Source organism: Bacillus sp. FSL H8-0545 (assembly GCF_038006105.1).
In the GTDB taxonomy this organism is placed as follows: Bacteria; Bacillota; Bacilli; order Bacillales; family Bacillaceae_G; genus Bacillus_A; species Bacillus_A cereus_U.
On record NZ_JBBOUO010000001.1, the window covers coordinates 3395251 to 3407724 of the forward strand.

Here is a 12474-nt window from a genome sequence, read left to right on the forward strand (position 1 = left end):
GAAGATCCCCCTTCTTACTAAAACGTAACAGCAAGTCGCGCATTTGCAACTTTATCCATTGGAATTTGGATTTCTTTTTTACGTGTTTTAATTGTTAATAGTAGTGTAATTGTAGTACCGTCGTAGGAAAGTAGCTTTCCTTCAAACATCTTCTCACCATCAATCGGCTCATATGTTTTAATTGCCACTTGTTTTCCTACCGCTTGCTGGAAGTCTTTCTCTTTCTTTAATGGGCGTTCCGCTCCAGGAGATGATACATCCAAAAAGTAAAGATGAGGAATTGGATCCTCTTTATCTAAAGCTTCGCTTAAACGTTCACTTACCGCACCGCATTCTTCAATGTCGACTCCCTTTTCAGAATCGATGAATACGCGTAAGAACCAGTCTTGTCCTTCTTGCACATACTCTACATCTACAAGTTCAAGATTTAACTCTTCAACGATTGGCTGCGCAAATGCTTCTACAACTTCTGTGACTTTCTTATCCATAAACAGCCTCCTTCCTGCCGCCATGTACCATTTACAAGAAAAGATCCCGTTCATAAAGACGGTCTATCTTATTCTTTCTCGTTAGCTAACAAAAGCCCCTGCCGTTAAGCAGGGAATATCTGTCCTAGTATTACCAAATTTAAGAAGTAAAACTTGTAACAAAATATGTATATACGACAGAAATATCTTTACTATCTACATAGACAAAATGTAGATAGTAACACGAAAGAGTGGGTTTCCCCACTCTCTTTTTCACAAAATATACATGACATGGTTATCTCGGTTTATAGTATACCATAGCAAATATTGATTTGCAAAGACTTTTCCTACCTATTAGAACAGTGACAATTGGTTTTGATCCGGTAAATCTCCTAGACAACCTTGACCATCTAAATACTCAATAATCGTTTTAGAAACCTTACTGCGCTGCTGTAAGTCTTCCTTTGATAAGAAATCACCATTTTTACGAGCTTCAACAATACTGAAAGCTGCGTTTGTACCAAGACCAGGCACTGCATTAAATGGAGGAATTAAAGTATCCCCATCAATTATAAATTCGGTTGCATGCGAGCGGTATAAATCAACCTTTTGGAATGAATAACCACGCTCACACATTTCAAGTGTCATTTCTAGTACCGTTAATAAACTCTTCTCTTTCGGTGCTGCATCCAATCCCTTTTGTGCAATTTCATCAATTTTTACACGTATGGATGCTGAACCTTTCGCCATCGCCTCTACATCAAAGTCATCTGCACGAACTGTAAAATATGCCGCATAGAATAAAAGTGCGAAATGTACTTTAAAGTATGCGATACGTACAGCCATAAGTACGTAAGCAGCCGCATGGGCTTTAGGGAACATGTACTTAATCTTCTTACATGAATCAATATACCAACCTGGTACATTGTTATTTCTCATTTCCTCTTCCCATTCTTCTGGTACACCTTTACCTTTACGCACCGACTCCATGATTTTGAAGGCTAATGATGGATCCAAGCCTTGATAAATTAAATATACCATGATGTCATCACGACAACCGATAACTTCACTCAGTGTACACGTACCGTTATAAATTAATTCATTCGCATTACCTAACCATACATCTGTACCATGGGACAGTCCAGAAATTTGGACAAGCTCTGAAAACGTCGTTGGTTTCGTTTCTTCTAACATTTGTCTTACGAATTTCGTACCAAACTCTGGTATACCAAGTGTACCTGTTTTACAGTTAATTTGTTCTTCCGTTACCCCTAAAGATTCTGGACCAGAGAAAATCTTCATTACTTCTGGATCATCCGTTGGGATTGTTTTCGGGTCAATACCACTTAAATCTTGAAGCATACGAATAACAGTCGGATCATCGTGTCCTAATATATCAAGTTTCAATAAATTATCATGAATTGAGTGGAAGTCAAAGTGCGTTGTTCTCCACTCAGCACCTATTGAATCAGCCGGAAACTGAATTGGTGAAAAGTCAAAAATATCCATGTAATCTGGTACAACGATAATACCACCTGGATGCTGTCCGGTCGTACGCTTTACACCTGTACATCCCGCAACTAAGCGATCAATCTCTGCATTTCGAATTGTTAAGTTATGATCATTAGCATAACCTTTCACATACCCATAAGCGGTTTTTTCCGCAACCGTACCAATTGTTCCTGCGCGGTATACATAATCTTCACCGAACAGTAATTTCGTATAGTTATGAGCGCGTGGTTGGTATTCTCCGGAGAAATTCAAATCGATATCCGGCACCTTATCCCCTTTAAATCCAAGGAACGTTTCGAAAGGAATATCATGCCCATCTTTCACATATGGAACATTACATGTTGGGCATTCTTTATCTGGCAAATCAAAACCAGAACCTACAGAACCGTCATTAAAGAACTCTGATTGTTTACAATTTGGACATACATAGTGTGGTGGTAATGGATTTACTTCTGTAATTTCCATCATCGTTGCAACAAATGATGAACCTACCGATCCACGCGAACCTACTAAATAACCGTCTACTAACGATTTTTTCACAAGCTTATGTGAAATTAAATAAATAACGGCGAATCCATGTCCAATAATACTTTTCAATTCTTTTTCCAAACGAGCTTCTACAATTTCCGGTAGTTCATCTCCATAGATACTTCGTGCCATTACATAGCTCATATCACGTGTTTCATCATCGGCACCTTCAATTTTCGGTGTATATAAATCATCTTTTACTGGATGAACATCACCAATTAATGATGCAATCTTGTGTGTATTTGTCACAACAATTTCTTTTGCTTTGTCTTCACCTAAGAATGAAAAACAATCTAGCATTTCATTTGTTGTACGGAAATGTACAGGCGGTAATGAATGGCGATTTAACGGATTAGCTCCGCCCTGCGAACTGACTAAAATTTTCCGATATATCGCGTCCTCTGGATCTAAATAATGCACATTCCCAGTAGCAACAACTGGCTTATCTAACGTCTCACCTAGTTTTACTAGGTTAGAAATTATTGTTTTTAACTGTCCTTCATCTCGAACGAGTTCACGTTCTACTAAATGACGTAACACTTCTGGAGGCATGACCTCAATATAATCGTAGAACTGCGCAATTTCTTCTACTTCTTCAGGCGCTTTTTGCATCATAGCTTCAAACACTTCACCTTTGTCACAAGCTGTTCCTACTATAATGCCTTCACGATATTTTTTTAATAGTGATCGTGGTACACGTGGTACACGATAAAAGTAATTCAAGTGAGAATATGAAACAAGTTTATATAAATTTTTCAACCCAACATCTGATGTGGCAAGTAATGTCATATGACTTGGACGCCCACGTTTATATGCATCCCCTTGTCCCATACTATCGTTTAGTTGATCGTGATATTCAAATCCCTTTTCAATTACATCTTTTAACATCTTCACAAGTAAATATCCCGTTGCTTCTGTATCATAAATCGCACGGTGATGTTGCGTTAATTCAATATCAAGCTTTTTACACATCGTATTTAATCGATGATTTTTCATTTCCGGGAATAAGAAACGTGCAAGTTCTAACGTATCAAGAACTGGATTTTTCGTTTTTTCTATCCCAGCCTTTTTAAAACCTACGTTAATAAAGCCCATATCGAAGCTTGCGTTATGAGCAACAAGTGTATGGTCACCCATCCATTCCTCAAACTTTTTAAACACTTCGTCCACTTCTGGTGCATCAGTTAACATATCATCTGTAATACCTGTTAATTCAATAATCGTCGCCGATAATGGTTGATGAGGATTTGCGAAAGATTCAAAGCGATCAATAATTTCGCCACCTTTTATCTTTACAGCAGCTAACTCAATGACTGTATCATATACAGCAGATAACCCTGTTGTCTCAACGTCAAAGACAACATATGTTTCTTCTGCAAGTAGACGATGTGCTTCGTTATACGCTATCGGCACACCATCATTAACTAAATTTGCTTCTACACCATATAGAACTTTAACTCCAGCCTTTTTACCAGCAGAATATGCTTCTGGGAATGACTGTGCAACAGCATGGTCTGTAACTGCAATAGCCTCATGCCCCCATTTTCCTGCTTGGGCAACGAGCTTAGAAACAGAAGTAACAGCATCCATTTGACTCATTGGAGTATGAAGATGAAGTTCTACTCTTTTTTCCCCTTCTTTTGCTTTATCTTTACGAGAAGGCCCCGTTATTTCATTTATATCATTTGCGATCATAACTAAATCACGCACGAATGTATCATTTTGAACTGAACCACGCGCTTTTACCCACGTTCCTTTTTTCAAGGATTGTAACATCGGGATGTCTTCTTTATCACGTGAGAACATCTTAATCATAATAGAGTTCGTATAGTCCGTTATCTTTAAAGTTAATAGCGTACGTCCACTACGAAGTTCTTTCGTCTCTACATGGAAAACATACCCTTGAACCGTTTTTCTTCTTTCTTCATCTTGAATTTCACGCAGCGGCGTAATCTCTTCATCTGGCTTAATAAGATAACCAAGCACAACTGGTCCTTCATGAACAACATCACTTTCTTCAGCTTGCTTTTTAGCCATCTCTTCCATAGCCTGTATAACTCGTTGACGATCTTCTTCCTGTGTTTGCTCACGAAACTTTTGCATTTCTTCTGTATTTTGCTTTATATGTGTGTCTAACTGAAAACGTGGGAATCCAAAAGCTTCGTATTGATCCCCTACTGGTTTCGCAACGTTTTTCTTTAAAGCAGTAGATTCCAGCTCATTATTCACATTTACTAGCAACTTCACGCCATTGACCTGCGGAAGTTGCTTCTTTAAGTACGCGAACATAGGTGAAAATGTAATTCGTTCTGTACAAAGCGGCCAATATGCCTTCACTTCTTCTTCTGTAAATTGTTTATTCTCTGTTTCTAATGCAAATGTTGTTCTTGCAATATGAGAAAATGATTGCTTAAGCTTTGTTTCTAGCAACTCATATAATTCTGTCGGCAAAATACGTGGCACTTGTAAGTCAAAATGCCAACTTTTATTCGCTTTATCAATAACTAGCTTTTCAATTCCACCGCCATGTAAATATTGATTTATAAGGTCTTCTGGTATTTGCAACTGTTGGAGCAAAATTTGAAATCGCTCTTGTTGTTCATTTGTTAATGACATAAGCACTCTCCTTCCATTTGCTATTATAAATTGAAACGTACTACAAAGAAAGATTTCTCCCTTCTTCTTTTACAAAATACGTTTACAAAGAAAGAGAAGGTACCTCATTACGAGGTACCTCTTCTTATTTTAAAATATTAGCAATATATGTTTGAAGTTCTTCTACTTTCACTTCTTCAGACTCGCCTGTAGCACGTACTTTCACTTCTACAATACCTTCATCTGCTTTTTTACCAACTGTAACACGAACTGGAAGACCGAATAAATCTGCATCTGCAAATTTAACACCTGCACGTTCTGCACGATCATCTAGTAATACTTCGTATCCTTGCTCTTGTAATGAGTTGTAGATATTTCCACCCATTTCACGTTGTGCATCAGATTTCATATTTACTGGAATTACATGCACATGGAACGGTGCAACAGCTTTTGGCCAAACTAAACCGTTCTCATCATTAAACTGCTCTGCAATTGCTGCCACTGTACGAGATACACCGATACCGTAACAACCCATAATAAGTGGTTTTGTTTTTCCGTTTTCATCTAGGAACGTTGCGTTCATTGCTTCACTATAACGAGTTCCTAATTTGAATACATGACCAACTTCAATTCCACGTGCGAAAAGAATTGTTCCATTTCCATCTGGAGATTGGTCTCCTTCTTGGATGAAGCGTAAATCTGTATATTGACTTACTTTAAAGTCACGTTTTGGATTTACATTTACATAATGGAATCCTTCTTCGTTCGCTCCTGAACATCCATTGACAATTGATGCTACAGCATGGTCAGCGATAATTTCGATATCCCCTGTAACACCAATCGGTCCTAAAGAACCCACTTCACAGTTTAATAACTCTTTTATTTCTTCATGTGAAGCAAGCTCAACGACTGAAGCTCCGTATACATTCTTCACTTTTACATCATTGACTTCATGATCGCCACGAACAAGTACTACTACTAATTTCTCATCTACTTTAAACACCATAGATTTAATGCATTTTTCCGCTGCAATATTTAAGAATGCAGATACTTCTTCAATAGCTTTTTGATCTGGAGTTGCTACTTTTTCAAGTTCTTTTTCGGCTTCATCACTCTTCGTATACGTAGCAACAACAGGAGCCATTTCAATATTTGCCGCATAATCAGATGTATCAGAATACGCAATTGTATCTTCACCTACATCAGATAACACCATAAATTCGTGTGTATCTTTTCCGCCCATTGCTCCAGAATCAGCGATAACTGCACGGAAATTCAAACCACAACGAGCAAAGATATTAGAATACGCTTTGTATAAACCGCTATATACTTCATCCAAACTTTCTTGTGTTGCATGGAAAGAATACGCATCTTTCATTAAAAATTCTCTTCCGCGTAATAAACCGAAACGTGGTCTTTGCTCATCACGGAATTTTGTTTGAATTTGATATAATGTTAATGGTAGTTTTTTGTATGATTTAATTTCATCACGTACAAGATCTGTAATTACTTCCTCATGAGTTGCCCCTAGCGCAAACTCGCGTGCATTACGATCTTTCATACGCATTAATTCTGATCCGTAAGAATACCAACGGCCTGATTCTTGCCATAATTCAGAAGCTTGCATAGCTGGCATTAATAGTTCTACTGCCCCTGCGCGCTCCATTTCTTCACGAACAATACGTTCTACTTTGTGTAACACTTTTAAACCAAATGGTAGAAAACTATAAATACCAGAAGCATTTTGACGCATAAACCCTGCGCGAAGTAATAATTGATGACTCTTAATTTCAGCATCTGCTGGAACTTCACGTAATGTAGGACTGAATACCATACTTTGTTTCATTTATTCGCACCTCTTCATTTTACTCTTACACGCAATAAAATCCCTCACCTCGAGTTAGGTGAGGGATTTTATTCTACGAGCTCTATTTCATTATAAACTTCTTCTTATTTTACAAGAAAAACTTACGGATGTCATTCCATGTTACAACTAACATAAGCAACATTAATAATGCAAACCCAATAAAGTGAACCATTCCTTCTTTTTGACGATCAATTGGTTTTCCTCGTAACGCTTCAATTAAGAAGAAGAACAAACGTCCACCGTCTAAAGCTGGGACTGGTAATAAATTAAATAAACCAAGGTTAATACTTAAAACTGCCGCTAAACTTAGTACACGCGTAAATCCATAATCTACAACTTGATCTGTTAGATTATAAATTCCTACTGGACCTGACAACTCATTAATAGAAAATTGACCCGTTACTAATTTCACAAGAGAATCAAAAATTAGTTTCGTCCATTCGTATGTTTGTTCAAATCCTGATTTAATAGAACCCATCACTGTTTTCTCTACAGGAGAATAAACACCAATTCTACCAACTTCGTCTTTTCCTTCTTTATCAAGCGTTGGTGTTACTTTCACATTAAATTGCTCACTATCACGCTTTACATGTAACGTAATTTCTTTATTTGGGTTTTCACGTACAATCGTTACAACATCTTTCCATGTACTAGTGTTCTTACCATTGATTGCTTGAATTGTATCGTTTTCTTTTAATCCAGCTTGTTCTGCAGCACTATTCCCCATTACTTTTCCAACCATCGGTTTGTCAACAGGAACTCCTTGTACAAATCCAAGAATCACAAAAATAACAAATGCTAGAATAAAGTTCATTGCAGGACCTGCAAAGATTGTTAGAGCGCGTTGACCCAATTTTTTAGAGCCAAATTGTCTATTGTACGGAGCGATTTGAATTTCTTCTCCCGCAGAAATGATACGAGCTTTTTCATTCACTCGGAACGTTTGCAGCTCTTCCTCGTACTCTTCATAACCCGAAATTGTAAGATTATGCTCTAAATCAGCTTGTTCGACTTCAATGACACGAACATTTGGATATTTTTCATGTCCGTCAAAAACTAATTTCACAACTTCGTCTTTTTCATTTAATACAAGCCCAACCTTTTTTCCAGGTTTTAACTCAACTGTGTCCGCATCCTCGCCAGCCATTCTTACATAGCCACCAAGGGGCAGTAATCGAATCGTATACACCGTTTCATTCTTTTCAAATGAGAATATTTTTGGACCAAAACCAATCGCAAACTCGCGGCACAAAATACCTGCTCTTTTTGCGAAATATAGATGCCCTAGCTCATGGAAAAATACGAGTGCACCGAAAATTAATATAAAGGCAATCGCTGTATTCAATTCCATAACCACCTTTGCTAAATTTGTTCCATCACAAACCGTCTTGTGGCTGCGTCAATTTCCTGAATTTCCTCTAAGCTCGGACGTGCAATGACAGTGTGATGGTGCATTGCTTTTTCAATGAGGTCTTCCACTGTTAAGAAACCAATTCTCTTTTGTAAAAAAGCTTCAACGGCTACTTCATTTGCCGCATTCATTACAGCCGGCATACTTCCACCTGTCTTTCCAGCTTCATACGCAAAACGTAGACAACGGAAACGCTCTTGATTCATTTTCTCAAAATGCAATGTTCCCATTTCCCATAAATTTAACTGTTTCGTGTCTGAAAGAGGTAATCTATCAGGATATGTAAGCGCGTATTGAATCGGTACTCGCATATCAGGTGAGCCAAGCTGTGCCATTACACTACGATCTTCAAATTCAACCATAGAATGGATAATACTTTCTTTATGTAGAACAACATCGATTTGCTCATAAGGGATACCAAAAAGCCAGTGTGCTTCAATTACTTCTAGCCCCTTATTCATCATTGTAGCAGAATCAATTGTAATTTTCGAACCCATTGACCAGTTTGGATGACGAAGTGCATCTTCTACGGTCACTTGATGCAATTCATCTCTCGTTTTATCACGAAAACTTCCGCCTGAAGCAGTTATAATTAAGCGAGAGATTCTTTTTTCATTTTCACCATTCAAGCATTGAAAAATAGCTGAATGTTCACTGTCTACTGGAAGTAACGATACATTATGTTTTCGTGCTGCTTCCATTACAAGATGCCCTGCAGTTACTAACGTTTCTTTATTTGCAATTCCAATTGTTTTTTTCGCCTCAATTGCGCGGAGTGTAGGTAACAACCCTACGCTACCTACAACAGCATTCACTACAATTTCTGTATCTGGGTGTAGCGCTACTTCTAATAAGCCTTCGCTACCATATACTACTTTTGTATTACCAGAAACAGCTTGTAATTTTAAAACATCTTCCTCTCTTTGCACAGAGACAATTTGCGGAGAAAATTCTTGAATTACCTTTACTGCATAATCAACATTTTTCCCTACAGAAAAAGCAACGAGACGGAATTGGTCTGGGTGCGAGCGTAACACATCTAATGTTTGTGTACCGATTGATCCGCTTGCACCTAGTAAACTAATGTTTTTCATGACTCCAACCCCTCGTTCATTTATTAATTGTATTGTAATAAGAAGTATAGAATTGGTAACACAAATAACCAACTATCTGTTCGATCTAAAATACCACCATGTCCAGGTAAGATTGTACCGGAATCCTTTACACCATAATGGCGTTTAAAGGCAGATTGCACTAAATCACCAATTTGTCCAAAAATAGAAATGATAATCGTCAGAACAATTAAAATTCCTACATTCGCTTCAACTGGGAAGAACATGTTATAAACAAGTGCAACAACAATTCCACAAACAATACCGCCTAATGAACCTTCAATCGTTTTATTCGGACTAATTTCTGGCCACAATTTTCTTTTTCCAAATGCTTTTCCTATGAAATAGGCACCTGAATCAGTTGCCCATATGACAAATAGTGCACAGAACACATATTTGATTCCTAATATTCTCGTTTCATTTAAATATAAGAATCCCATTCCAACATATGTCGTTGCCATAAGTAAAAATGAAGCATTGTCAAAAGTAAATGTATTCTTAGAAAGGACTGTATATGATAAAAGTAATAAAACAATCACAAATGTGATTTCTAATTTACCTAATCCAATCCACGTAAACAGTTCTGATGCACTACTCGGAATTAAAATAATCCACAATAATACTGCAGCTAAAACTGTTGGTACCGAAATAAGCGTAAGCTTGTTCATACGAATTAATTCATATAAACCTATAGAAGCAAGTGCATACACTAAAACTGTAAAAGGCACGCCACCGTAAATTACGATGGGAATGAATAGCGCGGCAGCAATCACTCCAGTAATAATTCTCTGTTTCACTACCAAACCCTCTCTTTCTACACGCCTCCGAATCTGCGCCCTCTATGTTGAAAGTCTGTAATCGCATTTAGCAAATGTTCCTCGGTAAAATCTGGCCAATACACATCTGTAAACCAAAATTCCGAATAAGCAATTTGCCATAACATGAAATTACTAATACGTAGCTCTCCGCTTGTACGGATTAACAGCTCTGGATCAGGTAAAGAACTCGTCATTAAGTAAGAAGAAATCATTTCTTCACTTATTTCTTCCGAACGAATTTTTCCTTCCTCACTATCTTTCATCATATGTTGCACAGCAGAAACGATTTCATCTCGACTTCCATAGTTTAACGCGAAATTAAGAATTAATCCCGTATTCTCTTTCGTATCTTCCATGGCTTTTTCCATCGCTCTGCGCGTATGCGTAGGAAGACGATCTTTTTGCCCTATTACTCGGACTTGTACATTTTCTTCAATCAACTCTGGTAAAAATGCACCTAAAAATTCTTCTGGAAGCTTCATCAAATAATCAACTTCTTTTTTCGGTCTTTTCCAGTTCTCAGTCGAAAAAGCATAAAGAGTTAATACTTTCACATCAAGCTTACTTGCAAATTTTGTGATTTTCTTCACAACTTGCATACCTTCATGATGACCAGCAATGCGAGGCATGGCTCTTCTCTTTGCCCATCTTCCATTACCATCCATAATAATAGCAATATGTTCTGGGATATATCCTTTTTTCACTTTTTCAATGAGATGATCAAACGATGTGACCTTTTTACTTTTAAAAAAAGGAAACTTTTTAAACATCATTCATACCCTCCAACAAGCAGACGTATGCCTAAAAGTGTAAAAAGACCCCCTTAAGAAGAGGGTCATATTTGCGAAATTATCGCTATTACACTTCCATAATTTCTTTTTCTTTGTTTTTTGCGATTTCGTCAACTTTTGCAATATATTTATCTGTTTCTTTTTGGATATCTTCAGTATATCCTCTTAAATCATCTTCTGTAATGTCGCCAGCTTTTTCAAGCTTCTTAAGGTCATCATTACTGTCACGACGTACGTTACGAACAGCAACTTTTGCTTCCTCAGCATATTTTTTCACAACTTTCACAAGATCACGACGACGCTCTTCTGTTAATGCAGGGAATGCAATACGAATTACAGTTCCATCATTAGAAGGGTTTAAGCCTAAATCTGCTTTTAAAATTGCTTTTTCAATATCACCGATAGAAGTTTTATCATAAGGTTGAATTACAAGCAAACGTGCTTCTGGAACTGTAATGTTCGCTAATTGCACAACTGGTGTTGGTGCACCATAGTAATCAACTTGTACCTTATCTAATACAGACGAGCTTGCACGACCAGCGCGAACTGTTGCTAATTCACGAGAATAAGCAGCAACTGCTTTTTCCATTTTTTCATTTGAAGACTTCAATACTTGTTGTCCCATAATTTATTTCCCCCTTACAACTGTTCCAATATTTTCGCCTAAAACGGCACGTTTAATGTTACCTTTTTCCATAACCGAGAATACAATTAATGGAATATCATTATCCATACATAAAGAAGAAGCTGTAGAATCCATTACACCTAAACCTGCTTTTAGTACATCTAAGTAAGTAAGTGTTTCGTATTTCGTAGCTGCTGGGTCAATAGATGGATCTGCACTATATACGCCATCCACATTATTTTTCGCCATTAAAATAACGTCCGCTTCGATTTCAGCTGCACGTAATGCTGCTGTTGTATCTGTAGAGAAGTATGGGTTACCAGTACCTGCAGCAAAGATAACAACACGTTTTTTCTCTAAATGACGAATTGCTTTACGACGAATGTAAGGCTCTGCCACTTGACGCATCTCAATTGAAGTTTGTACGCGAGTTTGAATTCCAATATTCTCTAAGCTATCTTGAAGAGCTAATGAATTCATAACTGTTGCCAACATGCCCATGTAATCTGCTCCTGCACGATCCATGCCCATTTCGCTTCCAATTTTCCCACGCCAAATGTTACCGCCACCAACAACAACAGCAACCTCTACATCAAGTTCTGCAATTTCTTTCACTTGTTCCGCAACTGACTTAATAACAGCTGGGTTAATTCCAAATCCTTGCTCGCCAGCTAAAGCTTCTCCGCTTAGCTTTAAAACGACACGATCATATTTCGGTTTACTCATAATGAACCTCCAATTGCTTACA

At 37.6% G+C, this 12474-nt stretch carries 9 protein-coding genes; all 9 read right to left on the reverse strand.

All coding sequences use genetic code 11. The features are described 5' to 3' along the window. Window positions 1–17: 17 nt before the first annotated feature. Window positions 18–488, reverse strand: coding sequence for a ribosome maturation factor RimP (gene rimP, locus MHI07_RS17735; protein WP_000359098.1), 471 nt, complete (start codon window positions 486–488; stop codon window positions 18–20). 333 nt (window positions 489–821) lie between these two features. After that, on the reverse strand, window positions 822–5123 hold the full coding sequence (locus tag MHI07_RS17740; protein ID WP_016105999.1) for a PolC-type DNA polymerase III: 4302 nt from the start codon (window positions 5121–5123) through the stop codon (window positions 822–824). Window positions 5124–5247: 124 nt separating this feature from the next. After that, entirely contained in the window at window positions 5248–6948 is a 1701-nt protein-coding gene (locus tag MHI07_RS17745; protein ID WP_340825479.1) for a proline--tRNA ligase, read from the reverse strand. A gap of 109 nt (window positions 6949–7057) precedes the next feature. Next, window positions 7058–8314 carry an RIP metalloprotease RseP gene (rseP, locus tag MHI07_RS17750; protein WP_002160740.1) on the reverse strand — a complete coding sequence of 419 codons (1257 nt, stop codon included), beginning with the start codon at window positions 8312–8314 and terminating at the stop codon, window positions 7058–7060. 17 nt (window positions 8315–8331) lie between these two features. After that, the gene (gene dxr / locus MHI07_RS17755; RefSeq protein ID WP_002014547.1) at window positions 8332–9474 is read right to left on the reverse strand and encodes a 1-deoxy-D-xylulose-5-phosphate reductoisomerase; all 1143 of its coding nucleotides are present in this window, start codon (window positions 9472–9474) and stop codon (window positions 8332–8334) included. A gap of 23 nt (window positions 9475–9497) precedes the next feature. Next, window positions 9498–10289 carry a phosphatidate cytidylyltransferase gene (gene cdsA, locus MHI07_RS17760; RefSeq protein WP_002160739.1) on the reverse strand — a complete coding sequence of 264 codons (792 nt, stop codon included), beginning with the start codon at window positions 10287–10289 and terminating at the stop codon, window positions 9498–9500. A 17-nt stretch (window positions 10290–10306) separates the two neighbouring features. Continuing rightward, entirely contained in the window at window positions 10307–11083 is a 777-nt protein-coding gene (gene uppS, locus MHI07_RS17765) for an isoprenyl transferase (RefSeq protein WP_002111371.1), read from the reverse strand. 85 nt (window positions 11084–11168) lie between these two features. Then, window positions 11169–11726: a ribosome recycling factor gene (frr, locus tag MHI07_RS17770; RefSeq protein WP_000531506.1), complete on the reverse strand. Its 558-nt coding sequence runs from the start codon at window positions 11724–11726 to the stop codon at window positions 11169–11171. A gap of 3 nt (window positions 11727–11729) precedes the next feature. After that, window positions 11730–12452, reverse strand: a complete 723-nt coding sequence (pyrH, locus tag MHI07_RS17775; protein WP_340825484.1) for a UMP kinase — start codon at window positions 12450–12452, stop codon at window positions 11730–11732. Window positions 12453–12474 lie beyond the last annotated feature (22 nt).

Coding starts and splice junctions, on each gene's coding strand:
- rimP (WP_000359098.1), bottom strand. CDS start 488: ATGGATAAGAAAGTCACAGAAGTTGTAGAAGCATTTGCGCAGCCAATC.
- MHI07_RS17745 (WP_340825479.1), bottom strand. CDS start 6,948: ATGAAACAAAGTATGGTATTCAGTCCTACATTACGTGAAGTTCCAGCA.
- uppS (WP_002111371.1), bottom strand. CDS start 11,083: ATGATGTTTAAAAAGTTTCCTTTTTTTAAAAGTAAAAAGGTCACATCG.
- frr (WP_000531506.1), bottom strand. CDS start 11,726: ATGGGACAACAAGTATTGAAGTCTTCAAATGAAAAAATGGAAAAAGCA.
- pyrH (WP_340825484.1), bottom strand. CDS start 12,452: ATGAGTAAACCGAAATATGATCGTGTCGTTTTAAAGCTAAGCGGAGAA.
- dxr (WP_002014547.1), bottom strand. CDS start 9,474: ATGAAAAACATTAGTTTACTAGGTGCAAGCGGATCAATCGGTACACAA.
- MHI07_RS17740 (WP_016105999.1), bottom strand. CDS start 5,123: ATGTCATTAACAAATGAACAACAAGAGCGATTTCAAATTTTGCTCCAA.